Source organism: Saccharopolyspora sp. ASAGF58 (assembly GCF_012277335.1).
Taxonomy (GTDB): domain Bacteria; phylum Actinomycetota; class Actinomycetes; order Mycobacteriales; family Pseudonocardiaceae; genus Saccharopolyspora; species Saccharopolyspora hattusasensis.
Map to the genome: position 1 here is coordinate 5,291,395 of NZ_CP040605.1, position 15,067 is coordinate 5,306,461.

The window sequence follows — 15,067 nt, forward strand, 5'->3', positions numbered from 1 at the left end:
AGTCATGGCAACCGACACCCCCTTGCAGCTCGGCATGATCGGGCTCGGCCGGATGGGCGCGAACCTCGTGCGCCGGCTCCTGCGCGACGGCCACCACTGCGTGGTTTATGACCTCAACGAAAGCGCAGTGCGGGAGCTGGCAGGCGAGGGCGCCGTCGCCGCCGGATCACTCGGCGACCTGGTGGCGAAGCTGGAGCGGCCACGGACCGCCTGGCTGATGCTGCCGGCCGCCGTCGTACAGCCCACTATCGACCAGCTGACCGAGCTCCTCGACCCGGACGACACCGTCATCGACGGCGGCAACTCCTACTACCGCGACGACATCACCCGTGCAGCACAGCTTGCTCCTCGCCGCATTCATTACCTGGATTGCGGTACGTCGGGCGGTGTCTGGGGACTTGAACGCGGCTACTGCCTCATGATCGGCGGCGAGACGGAGCCCGTCGCCCGACTCGACCCCATCTTCCGGACCATCGCGCCCGGCGCCGCCGCCGCCGAGCCGACACCGAGCTGGCGGGCCGACGGGACAGCGCCGGAAGGCTACCTGCACTGTGGTCCGAGTGGAGCCGGGCACTTCGTGAAGATGGTCCACAACGGGATCGAGTACGGGATGATGGGCGCGATCGCCGAGGGGCTCAGCATCATCGAGCACGCGAACGCCGGGCGCCGCAAGCACACCGCCGACGCCGAGACCGCCCCGATGCGCGAGCCGGAGTTCTACCAGTACGAGATAGATGTCGGCCAAGTGGCCGAAGTATGGCGCCGCGGCTCGGTCGTGGGCTCCTGGCTCGTCGACCTGACCGCTGACGCACTTGCCCGGTCACCGAAGCTGGAGGAATTCACCGGGCGCGTCTCGGACTCCGGCGAAGGGCGATGGACCGTACTGGCGGCGGTCGATGAAGGCGTGCCTGCCGCCGTGATCACCACGGCGCTCACCGAGCGGTTTCAATCCCGAGGCCTGAGCGAGTTCGCCGACAAGCTCCTGTCCGCCATGCGCAGCGAGTTCGGCGGACACACCGAGAAAAGGAGCCAGTCGTGACAAACCCGGACGACCACGTGATCGTGCTCTTCGGCGCCACCGGCGACCTCGCCAAGCGCAAACTGCTCCCTGGACTGTTCCACCTCGCCTGGGCAGGCCTACTCCCCGACAGCTACCGCATCGTGGGCACGGGTCGGGCTCACTCCGCGCTGAACGACGATGCGTTCCGCAAACACGCGCACGATGCGGTAGCCACCTTCGGACGCTCCGAGCCATCCGGGCCGGTGTGGCAGTCCTTCGCGGACACGCTGTCCTTCGCCGCAGCCGACCCACCGGATGCCGGCCCGCTGCTCGCGGCCGTACGGGCGGCCGAGGACTCCATCGGCGGGCAGCCACGCAGACTCTTCCACCTGGCCGTTCCGCCCTCCGCGTTCGGATCCGTCATCGGAATGCTCGGCGACGCGGATCTGGCGGAGAACTCGAAAGTGATCGTAGAGAAGCCCTTCGGCACGGACCTCGCTTCGGCCCGAGCGCTCAACGAGACGATCCACGCCGTGTTCGACGAATCCCGGATCTTCCGCATTGATCACTTCCTCGGCAAGGAGTCGGTGGACAACATCCTCGCTCTCCGCTTCGCCAACGGAATGTTCGAACCCATCTGGAACCGGGACCACATCAGCCATGTACAGATCGACGTGCCCGAGACGCTCGGCCTCGAGGGCCGCGCCCACTTCTACGAAGGCACCGGAGCTTTCCGGGACATGATCGTCACACACCTGATCCAGGTGCTGGGCATCGTGGCGATGGAGCCACCTGTCTCGCTCGCCGCCCAGCCGTTGCGCGACGAGAAAGCCAAGGTCTTCGAAGCGCTGCGCCCCATCGAACCCGGGCACGTCGTACGCGGCCAGTACGACGGCTACCGCGACGAACCGGGCGTGGCCCCCGATTCGCAGACCGAGACGTTCACCGCGCTGCGGCTGGAGGTGGACAACTGGCGCTGGGCCGGTGTGCCGTTTTACCTGCGCTCCGGCAAGAAACTCGCACAGCACCGCGAGGTGATCACCCTCGGCCTACGCGAGCCGCCCCTGAGGATGTTCCCCATCGATCTCCCCCAGCAGGAGAAGAAGCGAGGCAACCAGATCGTGATCGACTTCGGGGACCCCGGGTGGATCGCCGCCTGCTTCCTGGCAAAAGAGCCCGGCCCCACCATGCGACTCGCACCAGAAGCAATGACCTTCCGCTACGCTGACTCCTTCTGCCAGAATCACGGGCTCGAAGGCTACGAACGATTGATTCTGGACGCCATGCTGGGCGACCAGTCGCTGTTCACCCGGTCGGACGGCATCGAGCGCATCTGGGACGCATCGACCCCGTTGCTCGAGAATCCACCGCCGCTACAGTTGTACGCCCCCGGCTCTTGGGGCCCCGAACCGGCCGTCAGCGAACTGATCGCACCACACCAATGGCATTTGGAAGACGCCGACGACGCCGTGCGGAAATAGGTTCGTTGCGCACGACGCGCTGGTGACACCACACGAATCCTCGTTCGCTACGACTGCACCGGTATCGACTCCGACAAGGGATGGTCGGCCACGCCCGCGAGCAGCACCCCGGCCTGACTATCGCCTAACTGCACTCTACGTGCTCGTCGACGACCACGTTGTTCCCGCCCGCACAGGGCGAGGTCGTCAACCGCTACTCACGGACAGTGAGCTCATTGCCGACGGGTTCGGGCTTCGCGCCGCCCGAGCCGTCGGCGGAAGCGGTCGCGACGTCTCGGGCAGACGGTCGTGCGGTGTCCATATCGGATGGTTGGGTGTGCGCGGTGCAGGACCAAGGCCCGTGAGCGTTTTTCGGTGCTATGGCGCCCAAAATCACTCACGGCCAGGTGGCGACCTTGGCCGCGGCGGCGCGTGGGGTCGGTAGCGGAAAGTCCGGCCGCGAGCGTCCGCGGCGGCGCCCGGCCTGTGGACCAGCGGGGGCTCGGCGAGAGCGCGCTGGACGGTTCGCCGGCGCGGAGCCTGGCGGAGCCGGGGGGAGCCGGGGGGAGAGAGAACCGCCGCACGGCCGAGCACCCGAGCCTCGGCCTCGCGGCCGCCGACATCCTGGCCCTGCTGGATCGGTTGGCGCTGCCGTAGGTCGTCCTGGGCGGATGCTCGATGGGCGGCTTCGTCGCGATGGCGGTGCTGGGGGCCGCGCCGCAACGGGTCGCGGGTCTGCTTCTCGTGGACACCAGGGCTGTCGTCGGCAACGGCGAGCGCGGACCGGCGGCTTTTCGAGCGGGGCGGCGGTGGTGACCGCTTTGTTGCTGATGCTGCGCCGATCTGTGGCGAAAGCGGAGGACGAGGTGCGCGGCGAGCTGCTCACTGACCTGCTGACCTCGCCCGACCGTAACCGGGGCGCGCTGCTCGCCTGCCGGGGGCGACGGCGTCCCGCATCGCCGCCGAACTGCGATCCATCGTGGACATCCCGGTGACCGTCGCCTGCACAACTTGCAGGCCTCGCGGATCCGCTCAGCCCAACGCCCGTGAGCGTTTTTCGGTGCTATGGCGCCCAAAATCACTCACGGCCAGGTGGCGACCTTCGCCGCGGCGGCGCGTGGGGTCGGTAGCGGAAAGTCCGGCCGCGAGCGTCCGCGACGGCGGCCCGGCCTGTTGAGGCGCGTTCGCCGAAGTGGTCCGGCAGGATGGGGCCCGTGCACTACATCGAGTCGGGAGCCGGAACGCCGCTGGTGCTGCTGCACGCGTTCCCGCTGGACGCGCGGATGTGGAATCCGGTCCGGGGCCTCCTGGACGACCAGCTGCGGGTGATCACCCCGGACCAGCGGGGGCTCGGCGAGAGCGCGCTGGACGGTTCACTGGCGCGGAGCCTGGCGGAGTCGGGGGGAGCCGGGGGGAGAGAGAACCGCCGCACGGCCGAGCACCCGAGCCTCGGCCTCGCGGCCGCCGACATCCTGGCCTTGCTGGACCGGTTGGAGCTGCCGCAGGTCGTCCTGGGCGGATGCTCGATGGGCGGCTCCCGTCGCGATGGCGGTGCTGCGGGCCGCGTCGCGGCGGGTCGCGGGTCTGCTTCTCGTGGACACCAGGGCTGTCGCCGACAACGACGAGCAGAGTGTCAACCGCCTCACGGTCGCGGATCGAGCGGAACGCGAGGGCGCCGCGCGCTGGCTCGCGGAGAGCACCCTGCCGAACCTGCTGGGAAGCACGACGCACGAACGATGGCCAGAGGTCGTCGCCAGCGTCCGGGACCTGGTCTACGCCCAGCCCGCGGATGGTGTCGCCTGGGCGCAGCCGGCGATGGCGGGACGCCCCGAGGGTGTCGAAACCCTCCGGTCCTAATACCGGCCCGGCGCTGGTGGTCGTCGGCGAGGAGGACACCCTGACGCCGTCGGAGAACGCGCGCGAACTCGCCGGCGCGCTGTGAGGAAGCGAGCTCGTGACGCTGCCCGGTGCCGGGCACCTGCCGTCGATCGAGTCGCCGGACGCATTCGCCGAAGCCGTCCGCCCCCGGCTTTCCCGGCTCGGCTGAGCGCTAGCCAGTTCTCGCCCGGCGGTCGGGCATCCCGCTGCGGCCGAGCCCTTCGCCTCCCGGGTCGATACCGGGCAGCTCGCACGCCGTGGTCACCACACGGGTCGCCGGCTGCTGCTGGGCTCCGCGAAGCCGCCCGGTTTATACGCTGGACTCGCGCCCGGCCGCCGAGTAGCGTTCCGTTCGCCCGGCCACGGCTCATTTGGCCGGGTCCAAGCATCCACCCCCATCCGTCCGGTTCGCTGGTCGGGAGCGGGGGCGCTTGTGCGGGGTTCCCAGCCTGCTGGGGTTCAGGCTTGCCCTGGTTGTCGGAGAGCCGAGCGCCGGTGATGATGTCGAGGTCGGCCCGCTGGCCTCGAAGGCGCATTTCGACCGAGTACCGGGGAAGAACCTGATTATTTCCGGCGGTGAGAACGTGTACCCTGCGGAGATCGAAGCTGTGCTGCAGAGCTTCGACGGTGTATCCGCATGCGTCGTGATCGGCGTACCGGATGAGAAGTGGGGCGAAGTCGGCAAGGTTGTGATCGTCGTCGATCCGTGAGCCCGCATCGACGAAGCCGCAATGCCTGCTCAGTTATGGCTTCACCTCGCCGCGTACAAGGTGCCCAAGTACGCGCAGTTCGTCGACGCGGTGCCCACCACCACATCCGGCAAGATCGCCAGATCCAAGGTGCGCCGGCTTTACGGTGGCGGCGCGGCCGGAGAACGCGGTTCGCAGCACCGAGCCCTCCTGCCCTCGAGTGCCCTTCTGGGCCACACAGTTTGCATGTTCGCCCCATTTGGGTAGCGCTGCTTGGGCTAATTAAGCAAGACTGCGGCTGTTAGCCGATGTGTTCATCCTCTCAATTCCCGGAGGCGCGTGATCCAGGACTGGCTCGACACGACCTTGTGGAGTCATCCGGCCACCACTATCGCGTTCGTCATACCGCAAAATTCGCGCCCTGCAAAGGAAAAGAGGTTCTCTTTCAATGCAAGACGACCTAACGGAGCAGATACGGACTCTCAGTACCCGGCTTCGTGATACGGACAGTTTCACCGAAACCGTTGCCCACTGGCTGAACAGCCGGGTTGATTACATCTCGCTGTGCCACGAGTACTGCCTCGTCACGCCCGAACATGCTGCGGCATTGGATGTTTCGGCAGGCAGCAAGGCGTTATATCGACGCGGATATCTCGAAGCGGAATCGACCGTCTTTCGGCAGCGAGTGGCCGACGTACGAGCCGTCGTGGTCGAGGACCGACTGCACCCGGATGCCCGACAATCGCTGGAGTCCAAGAAGGTCCCGCTCGGTAGGATCCTAAGCGGCCACGGGATGCGGCGGCACACCCATGACATCACCCGCGTCTCAACGGTCGATGCCAACGGCCGACAGGTATTGCGCGTGGCAGCGACGGTCACGATCGCCGGTGAGCTGGTCGCGGCCGTCGACGAGATCGTCTATCTCCAACTGTTCAAGCCCGGGCCGTCGCAATGCGACACCACGGACGATGCCCCGGTCATCGACAGACTGCCGAACGCCCGAAGGCCACTGGAATCGCCGATATCCCGGAGGCCAGCGCATCGCGCGTGACCGCCGACGCCGCTAGTGACCAGCCTCGACATGGCCCGTTGCTCGCTGATGCTGACCTGGCTGGACCCTGAACTCGAGCGGCTGTGGCAGGCCCCGGCCGACACTCCCGCCTACCGCAAGGGAAATGTCGCGATGGCCGACGCGGAGAGACGAAGTGACTGAGCAGGCGCCGCTGCGCATCGTGGTCGGCTCCGACGACGCAGGTCTGCAGTACAAGAACGCGTTGAAGAAGGACCGGGAGAACGACCCGCGCGTGGCCCACGTGGTGGACGTGGGCGTCGGTTCCGACGAGCACACCGCCTACCCGCACGTGGCGGTCAACGCCGCCCGGATGGCCGCCGAAGGCAAGGCGGACCGCGCGCTGCTGGTGTGCGGCACCGGGTTGGGGGTGGCGATCAGCGCGAACAAGGGTCCACAGCAGATAGCCGGACGTGCCCGAGCCGCACCTACCGTGGAATGCGACGGGGCGGTAAGAACCCGGTCCGGAACTACGCGAACTAAGCGGCGGCCTACCGCGATGACCGAAACATTCCTTGCCTGACCGGCCGATGAGCAGCAGAGGAGCCGTACACCATGCGACTGATTGTGGGCATGACAGGGGCAACGGGTGCGGTGTTCGGCGTCCGCCTGCTGGAGGCCCTGCGCGAGCTCCCCGAGGTGGAGACCCACTTGGTGCTCTCGAAGTGGGCGCGGACCACTCTCGAACTGGAGACTGGCCTGTCGGTGCGCGAAGTCACCGACCTCGCCGATGCCGCCCACAGCCCCGGAGACCAGGGGGCGTGCATCTCCTCCGGCTCCTTCCGCACCGACGGAATGATCATCGCGCCGTGCTCGATGAAGACCCTGGCCGGCATCCGGGCCGGCTACGCCGACGGGCTGATCGGCCGCGCCGCGGACGTGGTCCTCAAGGAACGCCGCAAGCTGGTGCTGGTCCCGCGTGAGACCCCGCTGAGCGAGATCCACCTGGAGAACATGCTGGCGCTCACGCGCCTTGGAGCGCAGATGGTGCCGCCCATGCCCGCCTTCTACAACCATCCGGAATGCGTGGACGACATCGTCGACCACATCACCGCGCGGGTGCTGGATCAGTTCGACCTGCCGGCGCTGAACGCCCAGCGGTGGGTCGGCATCCGCGCGGCACGCGAGCAGCGTTCCCCACAGAAGCTGCCCGCGCCGCGCGCTTTGAACGAACAAGGAGAGTCCCATGCCCTATGACGACCTGCGCAGCTTCCTGCAAACCCTCGACAAAGAGGGCCAACTGCTGCGCATCGCCGAGGAGGTGATGCCCGAACCCGACATCGCCGCCGCCGCCAACGCCGCCCCTCGCCTAGGCGCCGCCGCCCCGGCCCTGTACTTCGACAACGTCAAGGGCTTCACCAATGCCCGGATCGCGATGAACGTGCACGGCTCCTGGGCCAACCACGCCCTGGCGTTGGGCATGGATAAAAACAGCGGACCCAAGGACCAGGTGGACGAGTTCATCCGCCGCTGGGCGAACTTCCCGGTCAAGGCCGAGTACCGGGACAATCCGCCGTGGGCGCAGAACACGGTGGAAGGCGATGAGATCAACATCTTCGACGTCCTGCCGCTGATCCGCCTCAACGACGGGGACGGCGGTTTCTACCTCGACAAAGCCGCGGTCGTCTCCAAGGACCCGGACGACCCGACCTCGACGGACAAGCAGAACGTCGGTATCTACCGGATCCAGGTCAAGGGCAGGCGCAAGCTCGCTCTCCAGCCCGTCCCCATGCACGACATCGCGCAGCACCTACGCAAGGCCGAGGAACGCGGCGAGGACCTGCCGATCGCGATCACTCTGGGCAATGACCCGGTGATCTCCATCGTCGCCTCCACGCCGATGGAATACGACCAGAACGAGTACGAGCTGGCCGGCGCGCTGCGCGGTGAACCCGCCCCGATCGCCCGCTCGCCGAAGAACAACCTGCCCGTGCCGTGGGGTAGCGAAATCGTCATCGAAGGCGTCATCGAGGGCCGCAAGCGCGAGATCGAGGGCCCGTTCGGCGAGTTCACCGGCCACTACTCCGGTGGGCGCAACATGACGGTGATCCGGATCGACAAGATCTCCTACCGCACCGACCCGGTCTTCGAGCATCTCTATCTCGGCATGCCATGGACCGAGATCGACTACCTGATGGCCGCCAACACCTGCGTGCCGCTCTACGTGCAGCTCAAGAAGGATTTCCCCGAGGTCCAGGCGGTCAACGCGACCTATACCCACGGCCTGGTCGTGATCGTGTCCACCAAGAAGCGCTATGGCGGATTCGCCAAAACCGTCGGCATGCGCGTGCTGACCACCCCGCACGGACTCGGCTACGCCGCCACCGTGATCGTGGTGGACGAGGAAGTGGACCCCTTCAACCTGCCGCAGGTGATGTGGGCGCTGTCGACCAAGATGAATCCGGCCGGTGACCTGGTCGTCGTCCCGAAACTGCCGGTACTCGAACTGGCCCCGCAAGCCGCCACACCGGGCATTGTGGACAAGCTCATCATCGACGCCACCACCCCCGTCGCGCCCGACACGCGCGGCAACTACGGCAACCAACTCCTGGACCTGCCCGAGATGGGCGAGTGGCTCACCAAGCTCCAGTCGCTCGCCGGCCGCTGACCGCCAGTCGAAAGGACGACATGCCATGGTCGTACAAAAAACCGTCTGCCCGCGCTGCGCCTACGAGACCGTCGACAAGCTCTACAGCTCGCCGGTCCCCGGCGTCTGGGACGTGCTGCAATGCCAGCAGTGCCTCTACGCCTGGCGCACCAGCGAACCTGCCCGTCGCACCAGTCGCGACGCCTACCCCGACAGCTTCAAGATGACGCTCGAGGACATCAAGGCAGCCCCCGAGGTCCCCACCATTCCTCCGCTGCGCTCCGCGTCCTGACGCCAGAGCCGTCACCATCCGCGGGAACCGGGTTCCCGCGGACCATTTCCTAGGAGGCTGCGAGATGACACCCGAGCCACATGACACCCTGATGTGGGAGGCCCGAACTCAGCCCGGACGCCGGGACGAACTGCTCGCCTGGGTGGAACAGACCGCGGTGCGCGCTCTGCTCGCCGAACCCGGCTGCCTCGACGCCAGTACCTACCTGGGCGGCGAGGACCGGGTCGTGGTCATCGCTCACACCACCGGCACCGTGCCCCGCCTGCCGGACCCGCCCGACGAGCTGCTGCTACGCGCCGTACACCAATGGCCCTTCCGCAAAAACGCCTTCTATCGCAAGTGACGACTTTCCATCGCCAGGCCCGGCCGCATCCCGGCCCTGGGGCACACAGTCGGGGTCGCGTAGCTGTCCAGAGCCTCGACACGTCGAGGTCGCGGCGCCGCCTATTGCTCGCCCCAAAGCAGCGGGAGGCGGTCAAGGCTGTCGATGCAGACAACGTCCCTTGGCTTGAGCACATCATCGCGGAACATGCTGTCGATCACGACACTGACCCGATCTTGGCCCATCCGTGGCTTACACGCTTGGCGTGACACCGCCGATCGATCTCGCCGACCGCTGGACACACTCCGGGATTACGGCCGGGACCGCCTCGCCGAACTCGGTGAGACCACCATCGTCCGTCGCAAGCATCTGCACTACTACCGGCACCTCGCCGCCCAAGCCGAGGCAGTCCCGCAACGCGGTGGCGATCGGGTCCCACGATCCGATGTCGAAGATCACCGGGACGGGCTCGTCGGCTTCGCGACTGCGCAGGTGGTCCAGCAGGAACGCAGCGCCAGGATCGTCTTCCCCGAGCCGGGGCGGCCCAGCACCACCAGGTGACCGGACGGGATTCGCCGGTAGGAGTCGGCGAGATCACCGATCCCGCCGGTCAGTTGCTGCGCCGCACCGGGTCGGGGATCGATCAACCCGTCGGCCACCGGCTGGAACCGCACCGGCAGCTGGAACGGGTCGTGGACCCGGCGGTGCTCCTCCTCGCGCTGCCAGCGCCTTTCGACGGCCTGCGCGAGCTGCTCAGCGGCTTCGTCCAGTGCTGGTTGCCGCGCGGTGCGGCGCACCGGCGGCTGCGGTCGGAGCTGCGGTCGGGGCGGTTGCGCCTCCGGTGGGGCTTCGGCTTCGACCGGTGGGGGAGCGCTGCCGGTGGTGGCCAGCAGCCGCTGGTAGTCCTCTGGCCCGAGCTCCAAGGCCTTCGCCAACAGCTGCACCGTGCCGATCCGCGGGTTGCCGGACGAGTTGTTCTCCAACCGGCGGATGGTGCGCACCCCGAGCTCGGATCGCTCGGCGAGCTGGTCCTGGTGTGGGTGGGTCGCCGATGCGGAAAACGCAGGCGATAACGATTCCCCAAGGACGCGATGTCCCCGCAACAACAAGCCGGAACTCCCCCTCCATCGCGCGCCTGCGCCCCTGATCACCGGCGCTCGCACCACGACCCTGGGCCGCCGGAAGGACATCCAGCGGCCCGGGGTGTCCGATCAGGACGGCAACGGCATCGGGTCGATGCTCTGGTCGTTCGCGGTCAGGTCGATGCCGTAGTCCTTGGCGAAGACCATGTAAGTGCTGTCCAGCACGTTCTCGGTGTTCTCGTTCAGGGTGTAAACACGCGCCCCGCGCAGCCGGTTGCGCTCGGCACCGGACAGCCCGTAGGTGCCGAAGCCGGTGCTGCCGGCGTAACCGAGCAGCACGCCGTAGTAGTTGCCGTGGTAGGTGTTGATGTGGTCGTGCCCGCAGAACACGCCCTTGACGTCACCGCGGGTGAGGATCGCGTTGAACATGCCGCTGTTGAACGGCCCGGGGCATTCGGCCTCGTTGCGCTCGCCGACGATGCCGTGCCGAGCCACGCCGCGCGCGTGGTCGGCGTCGGTGCGCCCGTCGACGCTGCCGAACCACATGAAGCGGTACTCCCACAACGGGATGTGGATGAACATCAGACCCGGCACCTTCCGGCCGACCTGCCGCTCGATCTCCACCGACCGCTGGAAGTACCAGGCGACCTGGTCCATCCGCAGCCAGTCCCAGGTCGGGTAACCCGCGAAGTTCTGCCCGGCGATGTTGCCCGGCGCGTAGCGACCGCTGTCCAGCAGCCACAGGTTGAACTTCGGGTCGTTGCCCCGTGAGCCGTGGACGAACAGGTTCATGTTGCCGGTACCGGTGACGCCGCGCGGGCCCAGCTCGTTCACGTTGTAGGCGTAGGACCGGTAGAACTCCAGCATCTCGGACTCGTCGAGGCCGCCCTTCGCGGTGGAGTCCTCGTCGTGGTTGCCGTAGGTGATGGCCCACGGGATCTTTCGCTCTTCCATCGGCTGCACGATGTTGTTCATCGCCTGCCGCATCTCCAGCTCGGTGTCGCAGCCGCTGGTGATGTTGTCGCCGTTGAGGATGACCAGGTCGGGCCGCTGGTCGTCCAGTACGGCGTTCATCAGCTCCAGGGTGCGGCGGTCGATGCGCTCGTCATCCTGGGTGTCGTTGAACTGCACGATCTTGTAGGTTCCGTCCGCCCGGAACCGCAGGTTCGCGGTCTGCGCGGACGGCGCGGGCGCCGCCGACGCCGCAGGAGTCGTGGCACCGAGCGCCACGGTGGCGGCGCCCAGACCACCCAGCGCCATGAACTGGCGCCGGCCGACGCCGGCCTCGGTCGATTCGGGGGTAGCGGAAAGGTCGGACTGCTCGTTCATCGTCATCCCTTGCGAATCCATTTGGGGGAAACCGACGTTATCGGCGAATCGCGACCGCAAAGTGTGGCGTGGCTAGCTCCATGCGGCGAAACCGTGAACATCTCGGCAAGTTTCGCGCTCCGGTACCGGAGGAGATCGATCGCTCACCGCTGGAACGTGTCCGGTTGCCTTCAGTCCCGGATCGTGGTGATCAGGTGTAGGTTGGTGTTCCGGAACATCGCCGGTTTGCGAAGTGGTCAGTTCGTAGTGCCGCGTTCTCAGTCGGTTCGTTGCTTCGGCGATTCTGCCGTCGATGTCGTGCACTTCGCCAGTCGACGAATACCAGTGGGGTGTCGGCATCGACGGCATCACGGCAGCGGGAGAGGATCTGCGCGCAGTTCTCGTCATCCCAGTCGCACAGCACGTTCTTGAGCAGGTAGAGATCTCCGCCGTCGGGCACCGCCTCCAGGAAGCTCCCGCCGACGAACCGAACGCGAGAAGCCAGTCCCTGGCCTATGAAGGCCTGGCGGGCCTGCTCGACCACTTCCGGACGATCGAAGAGAATCCCCCTGCTCTGGGTAGGCATACCTACGCCACACAGACGGAACTCGTTGTCGCAGTTGACAATTGGGCTTGCTTCTACAACGCTGTCCGGCGGCACTCCGCGATCGGGATGCTCAGTCCCGAGGACTACGAGAGCTCACTCCGAGCAGCTGCCTGAATCCCCGTAAACCCCTTGTCCACCGCTCGGGGGGAACCTCAGCCTACGGGTCACCCACCTGGACATAGAGTACTACGACAACGACTGGAAGCCCCTGGACCAGGGCATCTTCGTCGAACGGCAACGCATGCTAACCGCCCGTCCGGAGTGGATCATCGACGGTAACTACGCCGGCACCATGCCGATCCGGCTCGCCGCCGCCGACACCGTGATCTTCCTCGACATCCACCCACTGCTGTGCTTGTGGGGCATCCTGCAACGTCGCCTCCAGCACCTTTCGGCCGGGCTCGGAGTGCGCTCGTGGTCGGGTGCCCCGTCGGGCTGGGCCTTCGCGCGGGTGTTGGCCCTGCGGTGCGTGGCCCTGGTCGGCCATGGTGATTTTGACCAGGCCTTATCCGGCTCGACGGAGAGAATCCGCAAGTTCCATTGAAATCGAACCTTCGATTTCAATGGAACTTGCGGAACGTCGGCGTGTCGCACCCCGACACGCCGACGCCTGTGGACAACCTCCGCAATTTCAATGGAAATCGTGGGCTGCCGCGGGCACGGGCGTGCCGAGACCCGCAGCCCGAAAGGTCCTTGCTCTGGACGAAAACCCGCGAACCGACCTGCTCGGGGCTTGGCAGGCCATCCGGATACGGCGCTGGCGCCGCCCGAACGCGTCAGGCCGCCGAGCAGGCGGTGCGAGACGACAGCGAGACCCCGTTCGACCTGGCCGACGCCCCACTCGGCCGATTGGTGCTGGTCCGGCTGCCGGACCGCCGGAGCTACGGGTGCTGCCGCGCGACGTCGCCGTGGACGTGGTGGTCAACGGCGAGGGCGAGATCACCTTCGTCGAGCTGCTGCGGGCGGTGCTGGAGGGCATCTCCTACGAGAAGGTCCGCCGACCCGGACTCGCTGGCCCCGGCGCTGGAATACTGCTTCTCCACCGAAGAGTTCGCCGAACTCGGCCAACAGTGGTGGACCACCACCGTCGAACCCGCGGCCCCCGTGCAGTGGCGCTGGGCACTGCACGAAGTGATCCGGTACGAATTGGACACCCGCCCACTGCCGGAGCCAGCGCTTCGCGGCATGGCCGACGCCGAGCTGATCAAAATCGATGGCGAAGACCACTGGTCAGCCAAACGCACCTACCGCCTGGACGTCCCCCCGCACTCACACGTTCGGCCCGGGAACACGACTCGCGGCGCGCGTTGCGACCTTGGCGCTGAATGTGACTGATCCGTTGTTGTCGGGGCGTTGGGGAGAGCGGCGTTCGACGCGGTCGGTCCCAGGGCGTGTGCAAGGTTGACCTGTCCGGTTTAGGTAGTTTCGGATAGGGAGGTGGGTGGCAGGTTGGCCAGGTGGGGGCAGGTTGGCCAGGTGGTGGACCGTTTCGATACCGGCGGCTTGCCGTTCAGGCGGCGCCAGCGCCATATCCGGATGCCCTGCCGGGCCCCGAGCAGATCGGTTCGCAGGTTTCCGTCCAGAACAAGGACCTTTCAGGCTGCGGGCCCTGGCACGTCCGTGCCCGCCCACGATTTCCATTGAAATTGCGGAGGTTGTCCACAGGCATCGGCGTGTCGGGGTGCGACACGCCGACGGTCCGCAAGTTCCATTGAAATCGAAGGTTCGATTTCAATGGAACTTGCGGGTTCTCTCCGCCGAGGCGGACTCGATGAACGTCTTCGCACCGGCGGTCACCGCCAGCACCGCCAGGGCCGGCAGCAACGGCAGCAACGGCAGCAACGGCAACCCCATACAGGATTCCCCGCCCACCGCCTCCAGAGCCCGCCAGAGACCGTCCACACGACCCCGCAAGGACTCGACTGTGACGGTGGGCCCGTCAAACACAACCGGAATCGGGGAAGATAAGGACACAAGAGCGCGGCTCCTGGATAGACCGTCACGGCTTGGACAACCCGATGATCTCCCACCGGAAACCGCGCCCTCGTCTCGCGTCCCACCTGGACAGAAACCCGCCGCAACCCTCAGATCAACCTTGCACACGCCCTGCGGTCGGTCCGTTGTCGTTGATCGGGTGGTCCGAGGTTGGGCCTGTCCTCCTGCGCGAGCTGGCCGTCGCCGAGGGGTCGGCGCGAGCGCCCGAGACGATCGCTGGGAACTCGACGACGACGGTGCGACGGGAGCACGGAACAGTACTAGTGCGTTCGGGCAACCTTGGAGCATCCAAAGGGTACACGTCACCCGTGTGCTTTTAGGTAGGTCACCCCCGCATTACGGTGGGACATGACGGTACTTGGATCGCCAACAAAGGTTCGACTGCGGTTGAACCTTTGGTCGCCGTTCCTTTTTCTGGCATTCGGGTTGTCCGATATAGCGGAAGGTTGGAGTAAAGTCAATGTTGTCCATGGGGTTGGACGGTTCGACAGGAATGCGAACGGGTCCGCGTTCGGTGGCGCTCTATTCGTTATGGTGGATACATTCTTTCCGCTGATGATGATGCATCATCTCGGCCGCGGGTACAGGGTGTGGAGTAGGGCGGCGACCGTCGATTTTGTCGCTCCAGGACGGGGAAACGGTGGTTTACGCTGCCTCTTGAATCGGCTGAGGTGGAGCGCGTTCGAGTGCCGCTTGATGTTGACGAACAGTCGTGCTCGGGGCATAGCGCGGAAATTTGTTCGGCTGGCGGAAGGCTGGCCGTAAGGATCAAGTGCAG

At 66.5% G+C, this 15,067-nt stretch carries 21 protein-coding genes and 1 pseudogene; 16 read left to right on the forward strand and 6 right to left on the reverse strand.

Annotation, left to right across the window (positions count from 1 at the left end; genetic code table 11):
- The first annotated feature begins 4 nt into the window (after positions 1–4).
- From gnd to FDZ84_RS25045, 14 genes and pseudogenes are all read left to right on the forward strand, one after another.
- Entirely contained in the window at positions 5–1,039 is a 1,035-nt protein-coding gene (gnd, locus tag FDZ84_RS24985) for a phosphogluconate dehydrogenase (NAD(+)-dependent, decarboxylating) (protein ID WP_168587873.1), read from the forward strand.
- The gene (gene zwf / locus FDZ84_RS24990; RefSeq protein WP_168587874.1) at positions 1,036–2,481 is read left to right on the forward strand and encodes a glucose-6-phosphate dehydrogenase; all 1,446 of its coding nucleotides are present in this window, start codon (positions 1,036–1,038) and stop codon (positions 2,479–2,481) included. Before gnd ends, zwf begins: the two co-directional genes overlap by 4 nt.
- Before the next feature lie 411 nt (positions 2,482–2,892).
- Positions 2,893–3,117, forward strand: coding sequence for a hypothetical protein (locus tag FDZ84_RS40975; protein ID WP_371812674.1), 225 nt, complete (start codon positions 2,893–2,895; stop codon positions 3,115–3,117).
- 21 nt (positions 3,118–3,138) lie between these two features.
- On the forward strand, positions 3,139–3,276 hold the full coding sequence (locus FDZ84_RS40980; RefSeq protein WP_371812948.1) for a hypothetical protein: 138 nt from the start codon (positions 3,139–3,141) through the stop codon (positions 3,274–3,276).
- A complete protein-coding gene (locus FDZ84_RS25000) occupies positions 3,273–3,455 on the forward strand; it encodes a hypothetical protein (protein WP_168584127.1) in 183 nt (60 codons plus the stop codon). The genes FDZ84_RS40980 and FDZ84_RS25000 overlap by 4 nt, the downstream gene beginning before the upstream one ends.
- 288 nt (positions 3,456–3,743) lie before the next feature.
- Positions 3,744–4,193, forward strand: a pseudogene (locus tag FDZ84_RS40985) (alpha/beta fold hydrolase); the annotation flags it as partial.
- Between the two features lie 576 nt (positions 4,194–4,769).
- Positions 4,770–5,048, forward strand: a complete 279-nt coding sequence (locus FDZ84_RS25010) for a hypothetical protein (protein ID WP_168587875.1) — start codon at positions 4,770–4,772, stop codon at positions 5,046–5,048.
- A 427-nt stretch (positions 5,049–5,475) separates the two neighbouring features.
- The gene (locus FDZ84_RS25015; RefSeq protein WP_168587876.1) at positions 5,476–6,078 is read left to right on the forward strand and encodes a hypothetical protein; all 603 of its coding nucleotides are present in this window, start codon (positions 5,476–5,478) and stop codon (positions 6,076–6,078) included.
- 15 nt (positions 6,079–6,093) lie between these two features.
- Positions 6,094–6,240, forward strand: coding sequence for a hypothetical protein (locus tag FDZ84_RS25020; RefSeq protein WP_168587877.1), 147 nt, complete (start codon positions 6,094–6,096; stop codon positions 6,238–6,240).
- Positions 6,233–6,619: an RpiB/LacA/LacB family sugar-phosphate isomerase gene (locus FDZ84_RS25025; protein WP_305852018.1), complete on the forward strand. Its 387-nt coding sequence runs from the start codon at positions 6,233–6,235 to the stop codon at positions 6,617–6,619. The genes FDZ84_RS25020 and FDZ84_RS25025 overlap by 8 nt, the downstream gene beginning before the upstream one ends.
- 32 nt (positions 6,620–6,651) lie before the next feature.
- A complete protein-coding gene (locus FDZ84_RS25030) occupies positions 6,652–7,293 on the forward strand; it encodes a non-oxidative hydroxyarylic acid decarboxylases subunit B (protein WP_168587878.1) in 642 nt (213 codons plus the stop codon).
- Positions 7,283–8,704: a non-oxidative hydroxyarylic acid decarboxylases subunit C gene (locus tag FDZ84_RS25035; RefSeq protein WP_168587879.1), complete on the forward strand. Its 1,422-nt coding sequence runs from the start codon at positions 7,283–7,285 to the stop codon at positions 8,702–8,704. The genes FDZ84_RS25030 and FDZ84_RS25035 overlap by 11 nt, the downstream gene beginning before the upstream one ends.
- 25 nt (positions 8,705–8,729) lie before the next feature.
- Positions 8,730–8,975 carry a non-oxidative hydroxyarylic acid decarboxylases subunit D gene (locus FDZ84_RS25040; RefSeq protein WP_168587880.1) on the forward strand — a complete coding sequence of 82 codons (246 nt, stop codon included), beginning with the start codon at positions 8,730–8,732 and terminating at the stop codon, positions 8,973–8,975.
- A gap of 64 nt (positions 8,976–9,039) precedes the next feature.
- The gene (locus tag FDZ84_RS25045) at positions 9,040–9,318 is read left to right on the forward strand and encodes a hypothetical protein (RefSeq protein WP_168587881.1); all 279 of its coding nucleotides are present in this window, start codon (positions 9,040–9,042) and stop codon (positions 9,316–9,318) included.
- A 231-nt stretch (positions 9,319–9,549) separates the two neighbouring features.
- On the opposite strand, the gene FDZ84_RS25050 is transcribed toward FDZ84_RS25045, so the two are convergent.
- The 4 genes from FDZ84_RS25050 to FDZ84_RS25065 form a co-directional block, all read right to left on the reverse strand.
- Positions 9,550–9,756, reverse strand: a complete 207-nt coding sequence (locus FDZ84_RS25050; RefSeq protein WP_168587882.1) for a hypothetical protein — start codon at positions 9,754–9,756, stop codon at positions 9,550–9,552.
- The gene (locus tag FDZ84_RS25055) at positions 9,753–10,487 is read right to left on the reverse strand and encodes a helix-turn-helix transcriptional regulator (protein ID WP_256413563.1); all 735 of its coding nucleotides are present in this window, start codon (positions 10,485–10,487) and stop codon (positions 9,753–9,755) included. The genes FDZ84_RS25050 and FDZ84_RS25055 overlap by 4 nt, the downstream gene beginning before the upstream one ends.
- Before the next feature lie 21 nt (positions 10,488–10,508).
- Entirely contained in the window at positions 10,509–11,708 is a 1,200-nt protein-coding gene (locus FDZ84_RS25060; protein ID WP_168587884.1) for a metallophosphoesterase family protein, read from the reverse strand.
- A gap of 190 nt (positions 11,709–11,898) precedes the next feature.
- Positions 11,899–12,348 carry a methyltransferase gene (locus FDZ84_RS25065; protein ID WP_210435096.1) on the reverse strand — a complete coding sequence of 150 codons (450 nt, stop codon included), beginning with the start codon at positions 12,346–12,348 and terminating at the stop codon, positions 11,899–11,901.
- 187 nt (positions 12,349–12,535) lie between these two features.
- Here FDZ84_RS25065 and FDZ84_RS25070 point away from each other — a divergent pair, with 187 nt between their 5' ends.
- Positions 12,536–12,838, forward strand: a complete 303-nt coding sequence (locus tag FDZ84_RS25070; protein ID WP_168587885.1) for a hypothetical protein — start codon at positions 12,536–12,538, stop codon at positions 12,836–12,838.
- A 337-nt stretch (positions 12,839–13,175) separates the two neighbouring features.
- Here FDZ84_RS25070 and FDZ84_RS25075 read toward each other — a convergent pair whose 3' ends face one another.
- Together FDZ84_RS25075 and FDZ84_RS40105 are read right to left on the reverse strand one after the other, a co-directional pair.
- Positions 13,176–13,337: a hypothetical protein gene (locus FDZ84_RS25075; protein ID WP_168587886.1), complete on the reverse strand. Its 162-nt coding sequence runs from the start codon at positions 13,335–13,337 to the stop codon at positions 13,176–13,178.
- A gap of 688 nt (positions 13,338–14,025) precedes the next feature.
- Positions 14,026–14,148: a hypothetical protein gene (locus FDZ84_RS40105; RefSeq protein ID WP_256413564.1), complete on the reverse strand. Its 123-nt coding sequence runs from the start codon at positions 14,146–14,148 to the stop codon at positions 14,026–14,028.
- Between the two features lie 489 nt (positions 14,149–14,637).
- On the opposite strand from FDZ84_RS40105, the gene FDZ84_RS40990 reads away from it, so the two are divergent.
- Positions 14,638–15,054, forward strand: coding sequence for a DUF4442 domain-containing protein (locus FDZ84_RS40990; protein WP_168587887.1), 417 nt, complete (start codon positions 14,638–14,640; stop codon positions 15,052–15,054).
- Positions 15,055–15,067: the final 13 nt, after the last annotated feature.

Excerpts from the sequence above, each read along its gene's own strand:
- gnd (WP_168587873.1), top strand. The coding sequence starts at position 5 with ATGGCAACCGACACCCCCTTGCAGCTCGGCATGATCGGGCTCGGCCGG.
- FDZ84_RS40980 (WP_371812948.1), top strand. The coding sequence starts at position 3,139 with ATGGGCGGCTTCGTCGCGATGGCGGTGCTGGGGGCCGCGCCGCAACGG.
- FDZ84_RS25015 (WP_168587876.1), top strand. The coding sequence starts at position 5,476 with ATGCAAGACGACCTAACGGAGCAGATACGGACTCTCAGTACCCGGCTT.
- FDZ84_RS25030 (WP_168587878.1), top strand. The coding sequence starts at position 6,652 with ATGCGACTGATTGTGGGCATGACAGGGGCAACGGGTGCGGTGTTCGGC.
- FDZ84_RS25035 (WP_168587879.1), top strand. The coding sequence starts at position 7,283 with ATGCCCTATGACGACCTGCGCAGCTTCCTGCAAACCCTCGACAAAGAG.
- FDZ84_RS25040 (WP_168587880.1), top strand. The coding sequence starts at position 8,730 with ATGGTCGTACAAAAAACCGTCTGCCCGCGCTGCGCCTACGAGACCGTC.
- FDZ84_RS25045 (WP_168587881.1), top strand. The coding sequence starts at position 9,040 with ATGACACCCGAGCCACATGACACCCTGATGTGGGAGGCCCGAACTCAG.
- FDZ84_RS25055 (WP_256413563.1), bottom strand. The coding sequence starts at position 10,487 with ATGTCCTTCCGGCGGCCCAGGGTCGTGGTGCGAGCGCCGGTGATCAGG.
- FDZ84_RS25060 (WP_168587884.1), bottom strand. The coding sequence starts at position 11,708 with ATGAACGAGCAGTCCGACCTTTCCGCTACCCCCGAATCGACCGAGGCC.
- FDZ84_RS25070 (WP_168587885.1), top strand. The coding sequence starts at position 12,536 with ATGCTAACCGCCCGTCCGGAGTGGATCATCGACGGTAACTACGCCGGC.
- FDZ84_RS40105 (WP_256413564.1), bottom strand. The coding sequence starts at position 14,148 with ATGGGGTTGCCGTTGCTGCCGTTGCTGCCGTTGCTGCCGGCCCTGGCG.
- FDZ84_RS40990 (WP_168587887.1), top strand. The coding sequence starts at position 14,638 with ATGACGGTACTTGGATCGCCAACAAAGGTTCGACTGCGGTTGAACCTT.